Source organism: Cupriavidus necator (assembly GCF_040578825.1).
GTDB classification, from domain to species: Bacteria; Pseudomonadota; Gammaproteobacteria; order Burkholderiales; family Burkholderiaceae; genus Cupriavidus; species Cupriavidus necator_E.
Map to the genome: position 1 here is coordinate 39,416 of NZ_JBEFLI010000046.1, position 17,934 is coordinate 57,349.

Below are 17,934 nucleotides of genomic sequence, written 5' to 3' on the forward strand. Positions count from 1 at the left end.
GCGTGCGTGGGAATCATATGCGCGCGCGGGGAAGGGTCATTCGTTGTTGATTAGCTCAGCCGTTTTACAGCCTTCAATGCCTCGGTAACGATGCGCCACAATTTTGCTAGCGACACCACCTTGCATTCAATACGGCAAGTCCTACCATGAACGGCAAGGACGGCCACAATAGCCGTCGCCGCCAACACCTGGAGGCCTGCCATGGAACTCCTGTCGGTACCGGTCACCAAGCCGGAAGCCACCAACTTCATCTTCGGCCAGTCGCACTTCATCAAGACCGTGGAAGACCTGCACGAGGCGCTGGTGGGCACGGTGCCCGGCATCCGCTTCGGGCTGGCGTTCTGCGAGGCCTCGGGCAAGCGGCTGGTGCGCTGGTCAGGCACCGACGAGCACTTGATCGACATGGCCTGCGAAAACGCGCGCGCCATCGGCGCGGGGCACAGCTTCCTGATCTTCCTGGGAGACGGGTTCTTTCCGGTGAACGTGCTGGGCGCGGTGCGCGCGGTGCCCGAGGTGTGCCGGATCTACTGCGCGACCGCGAACCCGACGCAGGTGATCGTCGCGCAGACCGATGCCGGCCGCGGCGTGGTGGGCGTGATCGACGGCGCCTCGCCGCTGGGAATCGAGACCGAGGCGGATGTGGCGGAGCGCAAAGCGCTGTTGCGCAAGTTCGGCTACAAGCTGTAGCCGTGCCGCTCAGTGCTGCGCCGCCTGTACGCGCGTGACCGGCGGCACATCGTCTTCCTTCATGCGGCTGCGGTTCAGCACGCCGGCCTGCTCCAGCACCGGATAGGCGGTCGCGCAGAACAGCGAATTCAGCCGCTTCAGCTCGCTGATCACATCGAGATGCAGCGAACTGGTCTCGACGCTTTCCGCGGTCTGCACCGCCACGCGCTGCAGGTGGGTGCGCGCGTACTTGCGCTCCAGCTCGCGGAAGTTGGCCTTCTCCGCCATCAGCGCCTGCGCGCTCTTCAGGTCGCCGTTGAGGAACACCGACAAGCCCAGCCGCAGGTTGGCCACCAGGCGCGCATGCATTTCGGCGATCTCCTCCATGCCCGCTTCGGAGAACATCAGGTTGTGCGCGATCTTCTTGTCCTTGGTATCGAGCAGGATGCGCTCGATGATGTCGCCGGCATGCTCCAGGTTGATGGTCAGCGAGATGATCTCGGTCCAGCGCCGGCCATCGCGCTCGTCCAATGCTTCGAGGCTGATGCGGGTCAGGTATAGCTTGATCGCGGTGTAGAGGTCGTCGACCTCGTTGTCGATGCGGCAAGTGGCGGTGGCCAGCTTGGCGTCATTGGTGCGCATCACGCGCAGCATGTTGTCGAGCATCTGTTCGACACGGTCGCCGATGCGCAGCACCTCGCGCGCGGCGTTGGAGAGCGCCAGCGTGGGCGTGGACAGCGCGGCCGGGTCGAGGTGGCGCGGCGTGACCTGGCTGTCGCCGGTATTGCGACCGGGCAGCACTTTCTCGCACAGCCGGGCCAGCGGCGCGGTCGCGCCCAGCAGCAGTACCGCCAGCGCGACGTTGAACAGCAAGTGGAAATTGACGATCAGCCGTTGCGGCTCATGGTCGACCAGCGCCAGCAGCTCCTCGGCCTGCGCCAGCAGCGGCAGCGCGACCAGGCAGCCCAGCAGCCGCGACAGCAGGTTGCCCAGCGTCACGCGCTTGCCCGGCTGATTGTTGCCCGAGGTGGTCAGCAGCGCCGAGATGCCCGAGCCCAGGTTGGCGCCCAGCACCAGCGCCAGCGCCACGTGGATCGACACCACGCCGGCCGAGGCCAGCGCGCCGCAGAACAGCACCACGGCCAGGCTGGAATAGCACAGGATGGTCAGGAAGGCGCCGACCAGCATGTCGAGCCCCGAGTCGCCGGTCAGCGAGGCGAACAGCACCTTGACGCCAGCGGCCTGCACCACCGGCCGCGTGGCGATGGAAATCAGTTCGAGCGCCAGTGTGATGAGGCCCAGCCCGATCAGCACGCGCCCGACGTGGCCCGCCTTGCTGCCCTTCCATGACAGATGGCAGATCACGCCGACGAAGATCAGCAGCGGCGACAGCCACGACAGGTCCAGCGAGAACACCTGCACCATCAGCGCGGTGCCGACGTTGGCGCCGAGCATGATGGCCAGCGCCGGCGCCACGGCGATCAGGCCCTGGCCGACGAAGGAACTGACGATGACCGCGGTGGCGTTGCTGCTCTGGACCAGCCCGGTGACGCCGAGCCCGGCGAGGAAGGCGGTGAAGCGGTTGGAGACGCTGGTCGACAACACGTGGCGCAGGTTGGCGCCGTAGACGCGCAGGATGCCGACCTTGACGATGTTCGTGCCCCAGACAAGGAGGGCCACGCCTGATAACAGGTGAAGGAGTACGCCCATGGTGCGCCTTTGTGTGACCGGTGCCGAAATACCGCCGGAGGCTCCGCCCAGTCATCGTGTCGTTGTCAAGGGCTCATTATGCGCCCGCCACCGGGCAGCGGCAACGACGTGGCGCGGCCCTGGGGGCCGCAGGCAACACAGGCTCTGCTCAGGGCAGCGCGACCTTGATGCCGAGTCCGACGAAGATCGCCCCCGCCGCGCGATCCAGCCAGCGACCCGTGGCCGGACGCCGGCGCAGCCAGCCACCGAGCCAGCCCGCGCACAGCCCGAACAGCGAGAACACCACGGCGGTCTGCAGCATGAAGACCACGCCCAGCAGCAGGAACTGCAGGCCAGGGTGCGCCGCATCGGCGCGCACGAACTGCGGCAGGAACACCAGGAAGAACAGCGTCACCTTGGGGTTCATCATGTTGCCGAGCACGCTCTGGCGGAACACGCGGCCCAGCGGCACCGCATCAACATCGCCGCCCTGCGCCAGCCCTCCTTTGGCGCGCAGCGCCTGGATGCCGATCCAGATCAGGTAAGCGGCGCCCGCGTACTTGATGAGCTGGAAGGCCAGCGGCGACGAGCGCAGCACCGCCGCCAGCCCCACCGCGGCGATCACGGTATGGAACAGGCAGCCGACGGAGAAGCCCAGCGCCGCCACCAGTCCGGCGCGCCGCCCCTGCGCCATGCCGCGCGCCAGCACCTGCAGGTTGTCGGGGCCGGGGGCCACGGTCACGGCGATGGAAGTCAGCAGGAACAGCAGCAGGTCAGGCATGGGGTCTCCTTCGGCGGAAATCCTGGTGTCGGTGAATACGTGTCCGAAATACGCGAAATTCAATGGCCTTCGAAGCGGCACACCGTGAACAGCGGCAGCCCGCCAGCCTGCAGCAGCCTGGAGCCGCCCAGCTCTGGCAGGTCGACGATAGCGGCGCCCTCCACCACCGTCGCGCCGAGGCGCTCCAGCAGCTTGCGCCCGGCCATCATGGTGCCGCCGGTGGCAATCAGGTCGTCGATCAGCAGCACGCGGTCGCCGGCCTTGCAGGCATCGGCGTGGATTTCGACGGTGGCGCTGCCGTATTCCAGCTCGTACTCCTCGGCCACGGTCTGGAACGGCAGCTTGCCCTTCTTGCGGATCGGCACGAAGCCCAGGTTCAGCTCATACGCGACGATCGCGCCCAGGATAAAGCCGCGCGCGTCAATGCCGGCGACCAGGTCGAGCTGCGCATCCATGTAGCGGTGCACAAAGACATCGATCAGCACGCGCAGCGTCCTGGGGTTCTGCAGCAGCGGCGTGATGTCGCGGAACATCACGCCCGGCGCGGGCCAGTCCGGTACGGTCCGGATGCGGTCGCGCAGATAGCCGGTGGCGTCGCCGAGGTCGGGGGACTGGATCAGGGAATCTGGCATGGGCAAACGAGGGGGTAGGCAAAACGAAAGCGCGCCATGCGCGCCGATGGCAATCCTGTCGCGGCGGCCGATGCGGTAACGGGATACCACCCGCGCCGCCGGGGCGGCCAGCACAATGGCCCTGCCGGCCGCCTGGCCGGGCTGCCGCGTCCGGCACCCGCCGGACAACCGTAACCATACAGGAGACCGCGATGGCAAAGAAGATTCTGATGCTGGTCGGCGACTACGCCGAAGACTATGAAACCATGGTGCCGTTCCAGGCGCTGCAGATGGTCGGCCATACCGTCGATGCCGTGTGCCCCGACAAGAAGGCGGGCGACGCCTGCGCCACCGCCATCCACGACTTCGAGGGCGACCAGACCTACAGCGAGAAGCGGGGCCACAACTTCACGCTGAACGCGACCTTCGCCGAGATCGACCCGGCCGCGTACGACGCGCTGGTGATCCCCGGCGGCCGCGCGCCGGAATACCTGCGGCTGAACGCGCGGGTGCTGGACATCGTGCGCCACTTCGCCCAGGCGGACAAGCCGATCGCCGCGGTCTGCCACGGCGCCCAGCTGCTGGCCGCAGCCGGCGTGCTGGAAGGGAAGACCTGCTCGGCCTATCCCGCCTGCGCGCCGGAAGTGAAGCTGGCGGGCGGCACCTATGCCGAGATCCCGGTCGACCAGGCCCATACCGACGGCAACCTTGTCACCGCACCAGCCTGGCCCGCGCATCCGGCATGGCTGGCGCAGTTCCTTGCGGTGCTGGGCACGCGGATCGTACATTAGAGCCTTCCGAACGCGGCGCCGCCTGGCACATCAGGTCAGTGGCACGCCCATGCGGCGGGCCGTGCACCCGATGCCGGACGCGCCGCCTCCACGGGAGCTTCCATGTGTGAGATCTTTATCCGCGCCAATCCGGCTTCGTACCAGAGCCAGGCGCGCTCGCTGCGCCTGCATGGCGTGGCTACCAGCATCCGGCTGGAAAGCCTGTTCTGGGAAGTTCTGGAAGAGCTGGCGCGCCGGGACGGCATGACCGTCAACCAGCTCATCACCCGCCTGCATGACGAACTGAGCGCCCATCGCGGCAGCGAGGCGGTGGCGGGGAATTTCTCGTCTTTCCTGCGGGTGTGCTGCCTGCGCTACCTGATGTTGCAGTCCGAGGGGCGCATTCCGGCCGATCCCACAGTGCCGATCCGCTCGCTGGACGCGCGCGCGGTGCTCGACAGCCTGCCGGACTCCTGGGTAGAGAGGCGCCCGCACTGAGCGGGGCGGCGCTCAGCCGTTCAAGATACGCATCTCGGCCGCCTCCAGCGCCTCGGGCTGCCCGCGCAGCACGACGATATCGCCCGGCTCGAGCACGGTCTCCGGCTCCGGGTCGAAGGCGCGGATGCCGCGCCGGCGCACCGCGGTCACTTCCACGCCGATCCGGTCCAGCCCGAGCACGCCCAGGCGCCGGCCCACGGCGGTGGACTGCGGCCCCAGCGACACCGAATGCAGCCGCACCGAATCGCGCTCCACCATGTCCTCGTCATCGTCGCGGCCGTGGAAGTAGCCGCGCAGCAGGCTGTAGCGCGCGTCGCGCGCCTCCTGCACGCCGCGCACCACGCGGCGCATCGGCACGCCCAGCAGCACCAGCGCGTGCGAGGCCAGCATCAGGCTGCCTTCGATGATCTCGGGCACCACCTCGGTGGCGCCGGCCTTCTGCAGCGTATCGAGTTCGGAATCGTCGACGGTGCGCACGATCACCGGCAGCGCCGGCGCCAGTTCCTGCACGTGGTGCAGCACCTTGACCGCCGACGGCGTATTGGCGTAGGTGACGATCAGCGCGGCCGCGCGGTGTATGCCGGCGGCGATCAGCGCCTCGCGCCGGCCGGCGTCGCCGTAGACCACGGTATCGCCGGCGGCGGCGGCCTCACGCACGCGGTCGGGATCGAGGTCGAGCGCGACATAGTTGATGCCCTCGCGCTCCAGCATATGCGCCAGGTTCTGCCCGCTGCGGCCAAAGCCGCAGATGATCGCGTGCTTCTCGGTCTGCAGGCTCTGCGCCGCGATGCGGGTCATGTTCAGCGACTGCATCAGCCATTCGTTGGCGGCAAAGCGCAGCACGATGGCGTCGCTGTACTGGATCAGGAAGGGCGCGGCCAGCATCGACAGCAGCATCGAAGCCAGGATCACCTGTGTCAGCACCGGGTCCACCAGGTTCAGGCCATCGATCTGGTTCAGCAGCACGAAGCCGAACTCGCCCGCCTGGGCGAGCCCCAGTCCGGTGCGGATCGCCACGCCCTGGCGCGAGCCAAAGAGCCGCGCCAGCACCGTGATCAGCACCAGCTTGAACAGCACCGGTATCACCAGCAGTGCCAGCACCAGCCACAGGTGGTCAAGCACCACGCGGATATTGAGCAGCATGCCGATAGTGACGAAGAACAGCCCCAGCAGCACGTCGCGGAACGGCTTGATGTCTTCTTCCACCTGGTGGCGGTACGGCGTCTCGGAAATCAGCATGCCGGCCATGAACGCGCCCAGCGCCATCGACAGCCCGAGCCGCTCCGTCAGTGCCGCCATGCCCAGCGTCACCAGCAGCAGGTTCAGCATGAACAGTTCCTGCGAGCGGCGCGCCGCCACCACATGGAACCACCGGCTCATCAGGCGCTGGCCGAGGAAGAAGATCACGCCCAGCGCGACCACGATCTTGACCGTGGCCAGCCCCAGCGCCTTCATCAGATCGCCGGGATCCTGCGACAGCGCCGGGATCACGATCAGCAGCGGCACCACCGCCAGATCCTGGAACAGCAGGATGCTGATGATGTTGCGGCCGTGCTCGCTCTCCAGCTCCATGCGCTCGGACAGCATCTTGGAGACGATCGCGGTGGACGACATCGCCAGCGCCCCGCCCAGCGCCACCGACGCCTGCCACGACAGCGGGAACAGCCAGCTGAAGGCCCAGCTCGCCGGGATCACCGCCAGCATCGACAGCACCACCTGCGAGCCGCCCAGCCCGAACACCAGGCGCTTCATCGCGCGCAGCTTGGTCAGGTTGAACTCCAGCCCGATCGAGAACATCAGGAAGACCACGCCGAATTCGGCCAGGTACTTGGTCTGCGCGGTATCGCTGGCGAGCCCCAGCGCATGCGGGCCGATCAGGATGCCGACAGCCAGGTAGCCGAGCATGGGCGGCAGCTGCAGCATGCGGAAAGCGACCACGCCAAATACGGCAGCGGCCAGCAGCACCAGGGTCAGTTCCAGCGGTGAATGCATTCAGGGCGAGAGTCAGGCAGATCGGGCGGTCAGGCGGCAAGCAAAGCGAAGCGAGGCAAGCCGGAATGACCAGCCAGGCACGCGTCCTCCCCGGCACGGCATCCTGCCGGGCAAGAAACGGCATGCGCGGCAAGCGCGGCGGGCGTCCCGGCGTAGCCAGGGACGGCCGGGGCGTCGCCGCATTCGTTGGTATACTTCGTCGCCATGATAGCCAATTTCGATGCGGATCGAGCACTCAGGCTCGCCCGCGACACTCTCCAGACCGAAGCCGATGCGGTTTCCGCACTTTCGGGCCGACTGACCAGCGACTTTGCCGACGCCGTGCAGCTCATCCTGCTATGTACCGGCCGTGTGGTGGTCTCGGGCATCGGCAAGTCCGGCCATATCGGGCGCAAGGTGGCGGCCACGCTGGCTTCCACCGGCACCCCGGCGTTCTTCGTTCATCCGGCCGAGGCCAGCCATGGCGACCTGGGCATGGTCACGCGCGACGACGTGCTGATCGCGTTTTCCAATTCCGGCGAGACCGGCGAGCTGCTGTCGATCATCCCGATCGTCAAGCGCATCGGCGCCCGGCTGATCTCGGTCACCGGCAATCCCGAATCCAACCTGGCCAAGCTGGCCGACGTCCACCTGGACGCCGCGGTGGAAAAGGAAGCCTGCCCGCTGAACCTGGCGCCAACGGCAAGCACCACCGCCGCGCTGGCGCTGGGTGACGCGCTGGCCGTGGCGGTCCTGGACGCGCGCGGCTTCGGCGAGGAAGACTTCGCCCGCTCGCATCCCGGCGGCGCGCTCGGGCGCAAGCTGCTGACCCATGTGCGCGACGTGATGCGCACCGGCAATGCCGTGCCTGAGGTGCGCGAAAGCACCCCGCTGGCCCAGGCGCTGATGGAAATCACGCGCAAGGGCATGGCCATGACCGCGGTGGTCGACCCGGACGGGCGCGCCATCGGCGTGTTCACCGACGGCGACCTGCGCCGGCTGCTGGAAACGCCGCGCGACTGGAAGACCGTGCCGATCGGCGAGGTCATGCACCACAACCCGCACGTGGTCAACGAGAACCAGCTCGCCGTGGAAGCGGTGCAGGTGATGGAAGCCAACCGCATCAACCAGTTGCTGGTGGTCGACGACGATGGCCGCCTGACCGGCGCGTTGCATATCCACGACCTGACCCGCGCCAAGGTCATCTGAGCCCGGCGCCAGGCCACCGAAGCCAGACACCCAAGCGAAGGACACCATGCAGGCACTACTCGCCTCTCTGAGCGGCATCGTGATGCGGCTGCTGCCGCTGCTGCTGATGGCCATCGTGGCGGGCAGCACGTTCTGGCTGGTCCAGATCAACTCGCCCAAGGAAGACCAGGCCGCGCAGGCCACCAGGAAGCACGAGCCGGATTACTACATCGACCGCTTCTCGGCCACCGAGCTGGCACCCGACGGCAGCACCAAGATCCGCTTCACCGGAGACCGCATGGTGCATTTCGAGGACGACCAGACCTACGAAGTGACCCGTCCCGCGATGCGTGCCTACCAGCCCGGCCGCCCGCCGGTGACCGCGCGCGCCGACATCGGCCGCATGAATGCCGAAGGCTCGGTGATCGACCTGTACGGCAACGGCTACATCCTGCGCCAGCAGGGCGCCGACGCGTCCAAGGATCCGCAGATGACCGCGGCGTCGAGCTATTTCCAGCTACTGGTCAACGACGATATCGTCAAGACCGACAAGGCTGTCAAGCTGACGCGCGGGCCTTCGGTGATGACTGCCAACGGGCTGATCTTCAACAACGTCACCCGCGAAGTACAATTGCTCGGCAATGTACGCGGCACCATCATCACCGGGCCGTCCCCGGCCCGGTAACACCCCCGGAACGGGGCCGCGCGCCTGGCCGCGCCCAGCCCCACCAACACGTACCAAGACGCCCTCCAGCGACCCCAGCCAACATGACTGCTTCCCTGACATCGTCCCGTCGACGCGCCGCCCCGGCCCTGCTGGCCTCGGCCATGGCGTTCGGCCTGCTGCTGGCCCAGCCCGCCCTTGCCGAGCGTGCGGACCGTGACAAGCCGATGGTGCTGGAGGCTGACAACGCCAGCTACGACGACGTCAAGCAGATCTATACGCTCACCGGCAACGTGGTGCTGACCAAGGGCACCATGATCCTGAAGTCGGACGCGGCCGAGCTGCGCACCGACCCGCAGGGCTACCAGTTCGCCGTGGCCACCTCCAAGGGCGGCAGGCAGGCCTATATCCGGCAGAAGCGCGAGGGTGTCGACGAGTACATCGACGGCTGGGGCGACCGCATCGAATACGACGGCAAGCAAGAGCTGTCCAAGCTGATCGGCAATGCCCGCATGGCGCGCCTGCAAGGCGCCAAGATGGTCGACGAGATCCGCGGCGCGGTGCTGACCTACGACAGCCGCAAGGAGTTCTACACCGCTGCCGGCGGCGGCGGTGAAGGCTCGCCCGCCAACCCTTCCGGCCGCGTGCGCGCGGTGCTGTCGCCACGCCAGGACCAGGGCGCCCCGGCCGCGTCCGGCGGCGGCTCGCCGCTGAACCTGAAGCCCGCGCCTGCGCCGGCCAACAAACCCTGACGTCGACGCCGCGCCGCTGTCCGACGCCGCAATGAATGCCTGAGCCCATGACCGATACCGCAACGATCGCCCCCGCACCCGCCGCCACCACGGCGGCAGCCGCTACCACCGCCGTCGCCGGCGGCAGCACGCTGGTCGTGCGCCACCTGAGAAAACGCTATGGCACGCGTACGGTGGTCAAGGATGTGTCGCTGGACGTCAAGAGCGGCGAGGTGGTCGGGCTGCTCGGCCCCAACGGTGCCGGCAAGACCACCTCGTTCTACATGATCGTGGGCCTGGTGGCGCTGGACGAAGGCGATATCGTGCTCGACGGCGACCATATCAGCGGCCTGCCAATCCACGAGCGCGCGCGCATGGGGCTGTCCTACCTGCCGCAGGAAGCGTCGGTGTTCCGCAAGCTCAACGTCGAGGAGAACATCCGCGCCGTGCTGGAGCTGCAGGCGGAAAACGGCAAGCCGCTCGGCAAGGCCGAGATCGACCGGCGCCTGGACGCGCTGCTGGACGACCTGCAGATCGCGCACCTGCGCAACAACCCGGCGCTGTCGCTGTCGGGTGGCGAGCGCCGCCGCGTGGAAATCGCGCGCGCGCTGGCGTCGTCGCCGCGCTTCATCCTGCTGGACGAGCCGTTCGCCGGCGTCGACCCGATCGCGGTGGGCGAGATCCAGCGCATCGTCAGCTTCCTGAAGGCGCGCAATATCGGCGTGCTGATCACCGACCATAACGTGCGCGAGACGCTCGGCATCTGCGACCACGCCTACATCATCAGCGAAGGCACGGTGCTGGCCGCCGGCCAGCCTGAAGACATCATCGCCAACGAATCGGTGCGGCGCGTCTACCTGGGCGAGAATTTCCGGATGTGATGCCGCGGCCCGCCTGTAGCGTTTTCTGGCAAGACGCTACCGTAAACGGCGGGCTTCATTGCGCAACCTGTGGGCAATCCCGCAGCCGGCGGCGATCAGAGCGCATCAGCGATAGCAATTTCCGTTCCAACAACGGAAAGATGCGCATAAAATAGGTCGCATGAAACCGTCGCTACAGCTCCGCCTTTCCCAGCATCTGGCACTGACCCCGCAACTGCAGCAGTCGATCCGGCTATTGCAGCTTTCGACGCTGGAACTGCAGCAGGAAGTCGAACAGGCGCTGACGGAAAACCCCCTGCTCGAACGTGAAAACGACTGGATCGAAAGCCCGCTGCGCGTGGCCGCCGATGGCTCGGTCAACCTGCAGAGCGCGCCAGCGCCGGCGCCGTCCGAGCCGCAAGGCAACGGCGACGCGCGCGCCGACAGCGGCGCGGATGATGACAACTACAGCGACAACAACAGCGGCGACGACTACGGCGGCGACTGGAGCCTCGACGACTTCGCGCGCCGCCCGCAAGGCGACGAAGACGAAAAGACGCCGATGCAGTTGCGCGATGCCGAGCCGACGCTGCGCGAATACCTGATGGAGCAGCTCACGCCGCTGAAGATCTCGGCGCGCGACAAGGGCCTGGCGATCTTCCTGATCGAATCGCTGGATGATGACGGCTACCTGAGCGCGTCGCTGGAAGAAATCTGCACCGAGCTGCCCGAAGAGCTCGAGTTCGAGATCGATGAAGTCCACGCGATCCTGACGCTGCTGCAGAGCTTCGACCCGCCCGGCGTGGGCGCGCGCAATGCCGCCGAGTGCCTCGCACTGCAATTGCGGCGCCTGACGCACCCGCAGCGCGAGCTGGCGCTGGTGATCGTCACCAACCATCTGGAATTGCTTGCCGTGCGCGACTACACGCGGCTGAAGAAGGCGCTGCAGGTCGACGAAGCCGCACTGAAGTCGGCGCACGAACTGATCCGCTCGCTGGCGCCCTACCCCGGTCACGCCTACAGCCGCCCCGAAGCCGATTTCGTGGTGCCCGATGTCTTCGTGCGCAAGAGCGGCGGCGGCTGGATCGCCCAGCTCAATCCCGATGTGATGCCGCGGCTGCGCATCAATGACATGTATGCGCAGATCCTGCGCGGCGCAAAGGGCGAGTCCGGTACGGCGGGCCTGCAGCAGAAGCTGCAGGAAGCGCGGTGGCTCATCAAGAACATCCAGCAGCGCTTCGACACGATCCTGCGTGTCTCGCAGGCCATTGTCGAGCGTCAAAAGAACTTTTTCACCCACGGCGAAATCGCCATGCGCCCCTTGGTTTTGAGGGAGATTGCCGATACACTGGGTTTACACGAGTCAACCATCTCCCGGGTGACGACCAATAAATATATGGCTACGCCGATGGGTACTTTCGAACTGAAGTACTTCTTCGGCAGCCACGTGTCCACCGAAACCGGTGGCGCGGCTTCATCAACGGCCATCCGCGCCTTGATCAAGCAACTGATAGGAGCCGAGGACCCGAGGAATCCCCTTTCCGACAGTCGCATTGCCGAACTGCTGGGTGAGCAAGGCTTCGTTGTCGCACGTCGCACCGTTGCCAAGTACCGCGAAGCTTTGAAAATCCCCGCAGTCAATCTCCGCAAGTCTTTGTAGCCGAGCCGCATCGCCTGCCTGGTGTGGCTCTTTCAGAAGGAGAAGCGCTATGAACTTCAAGATCAGTGGACACCACCTTGACATCACGCCGCCGTTGCGTGAGTACGTGGAAACGAAGCTGGAGCGAATCGTCAGGCATTTCGATCAGGTCATTGGCGTTAGCGTGCTGCTCTCTGTCGACAATCACAAGGAAAAGGACCGGCGCCAGTACGCGGAAATCAATCTACATCTCAGGGGCAAGGACATCTTCGTCGAGGCGCATCATGAAGACCTGTATGCAGCGATCGACGCACTCGTCGACAAGCTGGACCGTCAGGTGATCCGCTACAAGGACCGCGTGCAGAGCCACGACCGCGAGGCGGTCAAATACCAGATGGCCGCAGCGCAAATGCAGCAATGATTCCTGCCCGGCGGCCCCGCAGAGGGCCGTCGCATCCGAGACTGAACAGGCAAGCCGCGCCACGAAGCGCGGCTTTTTTGCGCCCTGCAGAACCATATCAAGCGAAATCGCGCCGGCATTGCGTGCAAAGCGCGCAGGCTGTGGCGCCGGCGCAAACCCGGGCCACCCGTTCGGGGCAGGGTGTTCGCAACCGCAGCGGCAAGGTGTATGCTGCGCCATACATGGCAGACGGGGCCAAATTTGCATCCAATCCGGTGCAACGGCTCCCGGCAAGATGGCGTCGATGTTTCAGTTCGTTGCAGCCTGCACCGGTTTGCGGCGTTGCGCTGCACAATCCGTGCGTAGCCGCTACTCTATAATGGCCGCACGTCCGCGGGGCGGCCGACGGCCAGGAGGACCGAGTACTTCGCAGCCATCCCGAAGCCACCCCACTGCCCGGCGGACCGGCTGATCCGCCAGCTAACTGAAATCCTGCGCATCGCCCATGAATCGTTTGGCCAAATTGCTGCCACCCGGCAACATCACCCTCGACGTCAGCGTCACCAGCAAGAAGCGTGTGTTCGAGCAGGCCGGGCTCCTCTTCGAGAACAACCATGGCGTGGCGCGCGCCACCGTGACGGACAACCTGTTCGCGCGCGAATCGCTGGGCTCGACCGGCCTGGGCGCCGGAGTGGCTATCCCGCATGGCCGCATCAAAGGCCTGAAGCAGCCGCTGGCGGCCTTTATGCGGCTGGCCGAGCCGATCCCGTTCGAATCGCCCGACGGCAAGCCGGTGTCGCTGCTGATCTTCCTGCTGGTACCCGAGCAGGCCACGCAGCAACACCTGGAAATCCTGTCTGAAATCGCGCAACTGCTGTCCGACCGCGACATGCGCGAAGGGCTTGCCACCCTGCCCACCCCCGATGCCGTGCATCAGTTGCTGATTGCATGGCATCCGTGATCCCCTGATCCCCAAGCGGTCCGGCACCAGACCAAGCCGCAAGGCCTGACCAAGCCGCCCCACAAGTCATACCCGAATGGAACTCACCGGCGTCACCTCCCAGTCGATCTTCGACGACAACGCAGCCGACATCAAACTCTCGTGGGTGGCCGGCCTGGAAGGGGCCGATCGCGCCTTCGACGTGGAATTCGCCCGCGAGGCCACCTCCGCCGCGGACCTGGTGGGCCATTTGAACCTGATCCACCCGAACCGCATCCAGGTGCTCGGCAAACCCGAGATCACCTACTACCAGCGCCTGGACGACGAGACCCGCAAGCGCCAGATGGGCGAGCTGATCCTGCTCGAGCCGCCGTTCCTGGTGATCGCCGACGGCATGGAGCCGCCGCCCGACCTGGAACTGCGCTGCACGCGCTCGTCCACGCCGCTGTTCACCACGCCGGTGTCGTCGGCCGCGGTGATCGACCACCTGCGCCTGTACCTGTCGCGCATTTCCGCGCCGCGCGTGACCATGCATGGGGTGTTTCTCGACATCCTCGGCATGGGCGTGCTGATCATGGGCGAATCGGGCCTGGGCAAGAGCGAGCTTGGCCTCGAACTGATCTCGCGCGGCCACGGACTGGTGGCCGACGATGCGGTGGACTTCGTGCGCCTTGGGCCGGATTTCATCGAGGGCCGCTGCCCGCCGCTGCTGCAGAACCTGCTGGAAGTGCGCGGCCTGGGCCTGCTCGATATCAAGACCATCTTCGGCGAGACCGCGGTGCGGCGGAAGATGAAGATCAAGCTGGTGGTGCAACTGGTGCGGCGCAACGACGGCGAGTTCGAGCGGCTGCCGCTCGATTCGCAATACCTCGACGTACTGGGCCTGCCGATCCATATGGTCAAGATCCAGGTGGCGGCGGGCCGCAACCTTGCGGTGCTGGTCGAAGCCGCAGTGCGCAACACCATCCTGCGCCTGCGCGGCATCGACACGCTGCGCGACTTCATGGACCGCCAGCGCGCCGCGATGCAGGCCGATGCGGTGTCGCGCGGCCAGGGCCGGCTGCTCTGAGCCAAGCCACGCTGCCGCGTTTTCAATTGCTTACAACGGCGTCACCCAAGGCGGTCAACGTGCTTGGGACGCCCTCCGTTTTGTGCTGTAATGGGCATCGAGCCCATTCCGAGGCCGCTCCGAAACCCCAGAGGCACCAAAGCCCCTCCACCGCGGCCCTGATGTTTTCCACAGCCAGGAGAGCAAGCATGAAAAAACTGATCGCGATGTGCGCGCTGGTCGCCCCGATGATGGCGTCCGTGGCATTCGCCCAAACGGCATCGGCGCCTGCCGCGGCCGCCAAGGAACCCAAGGCCCCGACCGCGCAGCAGGAAAAGATGAAATCCTGCAACGCCCAGGCCGCGGACAAGAAGGGCGATGAGCGCAAGGCGTTTATGAAGGAATGCCTGTCAGCCAAGTCGGACGCACCGAAGACCCAGCAACAGAAGATGGCGGCCTGCAGCAAGGAAGGCAAGGGCAAGAAGGGCGACGAATACAAGGCGCATATGAAGGAATGCCTGGCGAAGCCGGCCTGAGTGGCCAGGCAGCGCACCAGCTGACCGACAAAGCATGGCGAACCGCGAGGTTCGCCATTTTTGTTTGCTACGCGGGCTGTCATGACGCGGCCATCACGTGATGCTATCCTTCAGTTGCTATGCGCATTATTCTCATCACCGGCATTTCCGGTTCCGGCAAGTCCGTCGCACTGAACGTCCTCGAAGACGCAGGGTATTACTGTGTCGACAACCTGCCCGCCCAGTTCATCCCGGAACTTGCCCGATATCTCGCCAGCCAGGGCTATACGCACCTGGGCGTCGCCACTGACATCCGCAGCCGCGAGTCGCTTGACCAGCTACCCGACACGGTGCGGGCGCTGGCGCCCGAGCACCAGGTCGAGGTGCTGTTCCTGACCGCCAGCACCGACGCGCTGGTGCAGCGCTACTCCGAGACGCGCCGCCGCCATCCGCTGTCGGTACGCACGGAAGGCGTGCCCGGCCCTGGCGGAGAGCAGGCCCTCAACGACACCGCGTTGATGGAAGCGATCGAAATGGAGCGCGAGCTGCTGAGCCCGCTGGCCGAGGCCGCGCACCGCATCGACACCAGCAATGTGCGCACCAATACGCTGCGCAGCTGGATCAAGGAGCTGATCCGCGACGACAGCGAACGCCTGACGCTGCTGTTCGAATCGTTCGGCTTCAAGCACGGCGTGCCCAGCGACGCCGACATGGTGTTCGACGTGCGCTCGCTGCCCAACCCCTACTACGACCTGGCGCTGCGCCCGCTGACCGGGCGCGACAAGCCGGTGATCGATTTCCTGCAGGGGCAGCCGATGGTGCTGGCCATGGCAGAGGATATCCGCGCCTACGTCGAAAAGTGGCTGCCGAGTTTCATTGCCGACAACCGCAGCTACCTGACCGTGGCCATCGGCTGCACCGGCGGCCAGCATCGCTCGGTCTATATTGCGGAAAGGCTCGCCAACTATTTCCGGGCGCATGGTAATGTGCTGGTGAGACACCGAGAGCTCGCGCCGGCGGGCTGACGCAGGCGCGCGTGCCCCCGGGCATCGGCGCGGCGTTGGACAGGCGGCGCGCCACTGCTGCATGAACAGCTTTCCCTAAGCTGGCACCGCATGTCCTCGACCGACCTGTACCGTCATACCGCGTCCGCAGGGTCCGACGAACCGCCGCAGACGCTCGAAAATCTGCCGCTGTTCCCGCTGAACACCGTGCTGTTCCCTGGTGGCCGACTGCCGTTGCGCGTATTCGAAGCGCGCTATGTCGACATGGTGCGCAACTGCCTGCGCGACAGCACGCCCTTCGGCGTCTGCCTGATTGAGAGCGGCGAGGAAGTGGCGCGCTCCGACCAGCCCACCGTGCCCGAGCTGATCGGCTGCCTGGCCGAGATCGTCGACTGCAATATGGAGCAACTGGGCGTGCTGCTGATCCGCGCGCGCGGGCTCCAACGCTTCCGCATCATCAGCCACGAGACGCGCGATGACGGCCTGCTGGTGGCCCGCGCCGAAGTGCTGCCCCCCGACATCATCGACTGCAAGCTGGAACTGCTGGGCGAGTGCCTCGACGCACTGCGGCGCATCGTCACGCGGCTGCATGCCGAACAGCCCGATCGCCTGCCCTTTGACGAGCCCTATCTCTGGGACGACCCGAGCTGGGTCGCCAACCGGCTGTGCGAGCTGCTGCCGGTACCGCTCAAGGCCAAGCAGATGCTGATGGCGCTGCCCGATGCCGGCATGCGCATCGAGATCGTCCACCGCTATATGCGGCAGAACCACATGCTGTAGCGCGTCTTCGCTGCCCGGTTCTTCCGATTTTCAGAACAACCCGCCGCGCGCCTGGTCTTCCAGCAGCCGACGCACCGGCGCGGGCGTGCCCAGCGCATCCAGATCGTCGAGCGAAATCCATCGTTGCGCGGCTTCCGCGGCGCTGTCCTGCACCATCAGGTTTGCGTGTTCGGCACCGACATCGACGCGGATCGCGCGGATCAGCAGGCGGAAGTGCGTAAAGACATGGGTCAGCTCGCCGGTCAGCGCGGCGCGCGCCGGCTTGCCATAGGCGCTCGCGTAGTCGAGCGCCGCAGCTTCGGCGGCCTCCGCATCGAAGGGCACGGTGTCGACCGGCATCTCCGGCAGGCTCCACAGGCCGCCCCAGATGCCGCTGGCGGGACGCAGGCGCAGCAGCACCTCGCGCTCGCGCCGCACCAGCAGCATCACGGTGCTGCGCTCGGGGATAGCGGCGCGCACCTTGGGCGTGGGCAGCGTGGCGGTAAGGCCGTCGCGGCGTGCCACGCAACCGGCGGACAGCGGACACACCCCGGCCTCAGCCAGGCATGACGGCTTGCCGCGCGAGCAGATGGTTGCGCCGAGGTCCATCAGCCCCTGGGTGTAGGCGACCATGTCGTCGGCCTGGCGCGGGCCCGGGGCCGGCAGCGCGGCCTCGGCTAGCTGCCACATGCGCGTTTCCACCGCGCGCTCGCCGGGATGGCCGTGGATGCCGAAGAAGCGCGCAAACACCCGCTTGACGTTGCCGTCCAGGATCGGCGAACGCACGCCGGCGCTGAACGCCGCGATCGCCGCCGCGGTCGAGCGGCCGATGCCGGGCAGCGTCGCCAGCACCGCCGGATCGGTCGGAAATTCGCCCCCATGTTCGCTGACCACCTGCATCGCGCAGCGGTGCAGGTTGCGCGCGCGCGAGTAGTAGCCCAGGCCCGCCCACAGCGCCATCACCTGATCGGCCGGCGCCGCGGCCAGCGCCTGCACGGTGGGCAGTTGCGACACGAAACGCTGGAAGTAGTCGATCACCGCGCTGACCTGGGTCTGCTGCAGCATGATCTCCGACAGCCAGATGCGGTACGGGTCGCGCGTGTTCTGCCACGGCAGATCGTGCCGGCCATGGACGCGCTGCCAGTCGACCACGCGTGCGCCGAAATCGGGGGGGACGTGGATATCGGCGGGGATGGCGGG

19 protein-coding genes are annotated in these 17,934 nt (G+C 66.5%); 14 read left to right on the forward strand and 5 right to left on the reverse strand.

Annotated features, from left to right (window positions below; translation table 11 throughout):
• Positions 1 to 201 precede the first annotated feature (201 nt).
• The gene (locus AB1I47_RS21530) at positions 202 to 687 is read left to right on the forward strand and encodes an adenosine-specific kinase (protein WP_354685752.1); all 486 of its coding nucleotides are present in this window, start codon (positions 202 to 204) and stop codon (positions 685 to 687) included.
• Between the two features lie 9 nt (positions 688 to 696).
• Here the strand turns inward: AB1I47_RS21530 and AB1I47_RS21535 are convergent, their stop codons facing one another.
• From AB1I47_RS21535 to AB1I47_RS21545, 3 genes are all read right to left on the reverse strand, one after another.
• On the reverse strand, positions 697 to 2,376 hold the full coding sequence (locus tag AB1I47_RS21535) for a Na/Pi cotransporter family protein (RefSeq protein ID WP_354685753.1): 1,680 nt from the start codon (positions 2,374 to 2,376) through the stop codon (positions 697 to 699).
• 148 nt (positions 2,377 to 2,524) lie between these two features.
• Positions 2,525 to 3,136 carry a LysE family translocator gene (locus AB1I47_RS21540; protein WP_354685754.1) on the reverse strand — a complete coding sequence of 204 codons (612 nt, stop codon included), beginning with the start codon at positions 3,134 to 3,136 and terminating at the stop codon, positions 2,525 to 2,527.
• A gap of 59 nt (positions 3,137 to 3,195) precedes the next feature.
• Positions 3,196 to 3,768: an adenine phosphoribosyltransferase gene (locus tag AB1I47_RS21545; protein ID WP_354685755.1), complete on the reverse strand. Its 573-nt coding sequence runs from the start codon at positions 3,766 to 3,768 to the stop codon at positions 3,196 to 3,198.
• A gap of 191 nt (positions 3,769 to 3,959) precedes the next feature.
• Between AB1I47_RS21545 and AB1I47_RS21550 the strand changes: the two genes are divergently transcribed.
• Both AB1I47_RS21550 and AB1I47_RS21555 read left to right on the forward strand, forming a co-directional pair.
• Positions 3,960 to 4,538, forward strand: coding sequence for a DJ-1/PfpI family protein (locus AB1I47_RS21550; RefSeq protein ID WP_354685756.1), 579 nt, complete (start codon positions 3,960 to 3,962; stop codon positions 4,536 to 4,538).
• 102 nt (positions 4,539 to 4,640) lie between these two features.
• A complete protein-coding gene (locus AB1I47_RS21555; RefSeq protein WP_354685757.1) occupies positions 4,641 to 5,015 on the forward strand; it encodes a ribbon-helix-helix domain-containing protein in 375 nt (124 codons plus the stop codon).
• A gap of 12 nt (positions 5,016 to 5,027) precedes the next feature.
• Here the strand turns inward: AB1I47_RS21555 and AB1I47_RS21560 are convergent, their stop codons facing one another.
• Positions 5,028 to 7,007 carry a monovalent cation:proton antiporter family protein gene (locus tag AB1I47_RS21560; protein ID WP_354685758.1) on the reverse strand — a complete coding sequence of 660 codons (1,980 nt, stop codon included), beginning with the start codon at positions 7,005 to 7,007 and terminating at the stop codon, positions 5,028 to 5,030.
• 204 nt (positions 7,008 to 7,211) lie between these two features.
• On the opposite strand from AB1I47_RS21560, the gene AB1I47_RS21565 reads away from it, so the two are divergent.
• The 11 genes from AB1I47_RS21565 to AB1I47_RS21615 all read left to right on the forward strand — a co-directional run bounded on the left by AB1I47_RS21565 (position 7,212) and on the right by AB1I47_RS21615 (position 16,755).
• Positions 7,212 to 8,195 carry a KpsF/GutQ family sugar-phosphate isomerase gene (locus AB1I47_RS21565; protein WP_354685759.1) on the forward strand — a complete coding sequence of 328 codons (984 nt, stop codon included), beginning with the start codon at positions 7,212 to 7,214 and terminating at the stop codon, positions 8,193 to 8,195.
• 46 nt (positions 8,196 to 8,241) lie between these two features.
• Entirely contained in the window at positions 8,242 to 8,859 is a 618-nt protein-coding gene (lptC, locus tag AB1I47_RS21570) for an LPS export ABC transporter periplasmic protein LptC (RefSeq protein WP_354685760.1), read from the forward strand.
• A gap of 83 nt (positions 8,860 to 8,942) precedes the next feature.
• A complete protein-coding gene (lptA, locus tag AB1I47_RS21575; RefSeq protein ID WP_354685761.1) occupies positions 8,943 to 9,590 on the forward strand; it encodes a lipopolysaccharide transport periplasmic protein LptA in 648 nt (215 codons plus the stop codon).
• 47 nt (positions 9,591 to 9,637) lie between these two features.
• Positions 9,638 to 10,450: an LPS export ABC transporter ATP-binding protein gene (gene lptB / locus AB1I47_RS21580; protein ID WP_354685762.1), complete on the forward strand. Its 813-nt coding sequence runs from the start codon at positions 9,638 to 9,640 to the stop codon at positions 10,448 to 10,450.
• A 160-nt stretch (positions 10,451 to 10,610) separates the two neighbouring features.
• Positions 10,611 to 12,089 (forward strand): RNA polymerase factor sigma-54, encoded by a 1,479-nt coding sequence (locus AB1I47_RS21585; protein WP_354685763.1) that lies wholly within the window; start codon positions 10,611 to 10,613, stop codon positions 12,087 to 12,089.
• Positions 12,090 to 12,138: 49 nt separating this feature from the next.
• Positions 12,139 to 12,489, forward strand: a complete 351-nt coding sequence (hpf, locus tag AB1I47_RS21590) for a ribosome hibernation-promoting factor, HPF/YfiA family (protein WP_354685764.1) — start codon at positions 12,139 to 12,141, stop codon at positions 12,487 to 12,489.
• A 484-nt stretch (positions 12,490 to 12,973) separates the two neighbouring features.
• Complete coding sequence (gene ptsN / locus AB1I47_RS21595; protein WP_354685765.1) at positions 12,974 to 13,429, forward strand: PTS IIA-like nitrogen regulatory protein PtsN; 456 nt, start codon at positions 12,974 to 12,976, stop codon at positions 13,427 to 13,429.
• Between the two features lie 76 nt (positions 13,430 to 13,505).
• Positions 13,506 to 14,477: an HPr(Ser) kinase/phosphatase gene (gene hprK / locus AB1I47_RS21600; RefSeq protein ID WP_010814384.1), complete on the forward strand. Its 972-nt coding sequence runs from the start codon at positions 13,506 to 13,508 to the stop codon at positions 14,475 to 14,477.
• Positions 14,478 to 14,665: 188 nt separating this feature from the next.
• Positions 14,666 to 14,992 (forward strand): PsiF family protein, encoded by a 327-nt coding sequence (locus tag AB1I47_RS21605; protein WP_354685766.1) that lies wholly within the window; start codon positions 14,666 to 14,668, stop codon positions 14,990 to 14,992.
• Positions 14,993 to 15,111: 119 nt separating this feature from the next.
• Positions 15,112 to 15,996, forward strand: a complete 885-nt coding sequence (gene rapZ / locus AB1I47_RS21610; RefSeq protein ID WP_354685767.1) for an RNase adapter RapZ — start codon at positions 15,112 to 15,114, stop codon at positions 15,994 to 15,996.
• A gap of 90 nt (positions 15,997 to 16,086) precedes the next feature.
• The gene (locus tag AB1I47_RS21615; protein ID WP_354685768.1) at positions 16,087 to 16,755 is read left to right on the forward strand and encodes an LON peptidase substrate-binding domain-containing protein; all 669 of its coding nucleotides are present in this window, start codon (positions 16,087 to 16,089) and stop codon (positions 16,753 to 16,755) included.
• A 30-nt stretch (positions 16,756 to 16,785) separates the two neighbouring features.
• Here AB1I47_RS21615 and mutY read toward each other — a convergent pair.
• The coding region (gene mutY, locus AB1I47_RS21620; RefSeq protein ID WP_354685769.1) for an A/G-specific adenine glycosylase at positions 16,786 to 17,934 on the reverse strand (1,149 nt) is incomplete at its 5' end.

Bases quoted from the DNA above. Each gene is read 5' to 3' on its own strand.
- ptsN (WP_354685765.1), top strand. From the start codon at position 12,974: ATGAATCGTTTGGCCAAATTGCTGCCACCCGGCAACATCACCCTCGAC.
- lptB (WP_354685762.1), top strand. From the start codon at position 9,638: ATGACCGATACCGCAACGATCGCCCCCGCACCCGCCGCCACCACGGCG.
- AB1I47_RS21530 (WP_354685752.1), top strand. From the start codon at position 202: ATGGAACTCCTGTCGGTACCGGTCACCAAGCCGGAAGCCACCAACTTC.
- AB1I47_RS21585 (WP_354685763.1), top strand. From the start codon at position 10,611: ATGAAACCGTCGCTACAGCTCCGCCTTTCCCAGCATCTGGCACTGACC.
- AB1I47_RS21615 (WP_354685768.1), top strand. From the start codon at position 16,087: ATGTCCTCGACCGACCTGTACCGTCATACCGCGTCCGCAGGGTCCGAC.
- AB1I47_RS21545 (WP_354685755.1), bottom strand. From the start codon at position 3,768: ATGCCAGATTCCCTGATCCAGTCCCCCGACCTCGGCGACGCCACCGGC.
- lptA (WP_354685761.1), top strand. From the start codon at position 8,943: ATGACTGCTTCCCTGACATCGTCCCGTCGACGCGCCGCCCCGGCCCTG.
- AB1I47_RS21540 (WP_354685754.1), bottom strand. From the start codon at position 3,136: ATGCCTGACCTGCTGCTGTTCCTGCTGACTTCCATCGCCGTGACCGTG.
- AB1I47_RS21535 (WP_354685753.1), bottom strand. From the start codon at position 2,376: ATGGGCGTACTCCTTCACCTGTTATCAGGCGTGGCCCTCCTTGTCTGG.
- hprK (WP_010814384.1), top strand. From the start codon at position 13,506: ATGGAACTCACCGGCGTCACCTCCCAGTCGATCTTCGACGACAACGCA.
- AB1I47_RS21565 (WP_354685759.1), top strand. From the start codon at position 7,212: ATGATAGCCAATTTCGATGCGGATCGAGCACTCAGGCTCGCCCGCGAC.
- AB1I47_RS21555 (WP_354685757.1), top strand. From the start codon at position 4,641: ATGTGTGAGATCTTTATCCGCGCCAATCCGGCTTCGTACCAGAGCCAG.
- AB1I47_RS21560 (WP_354685758.1), bottom strand. From the start codon at position 7,007: ATGCATTCACCGCTGGAACTGACCCTGGTGCTGCTGGCCGCTGCCGTA.
- AB1I47_RS21550 (WP_354685756.1), top strand. From the start codon at position 3,960: ATGGCAAAGAAGATTCTGATGCTGGTCGGCGACTACGCCGAAGACTAT.
- AB1I47_RS21605 (WP_354685766.1), top strand. From the start codon at position 14,666: ATGAAAAAACTGATCGCGATGTGCGCGCTGGTCGCCCCGATGATGGCG.
- rapZ (WP_354685767.1), top strand. From the start codon at position 15,112: ATGCGCATTATTCTCATCACCGGCATTTCCGGTTCCGGCAAGTCCGTC.
- lptC (WP_354685760.1), top strand. From the start codon at position 8,242: ATGCAGGCACTACTCGCCTCTCTGAGCGGCATCGTGATGCGGCTGCTG.
- hpf (WP_354685764.1), top strand. From the start codon at position 12,139: ATGAACTTCAAGATCAGTGGACACCACCTTGACATCACGCCGCCGTTG.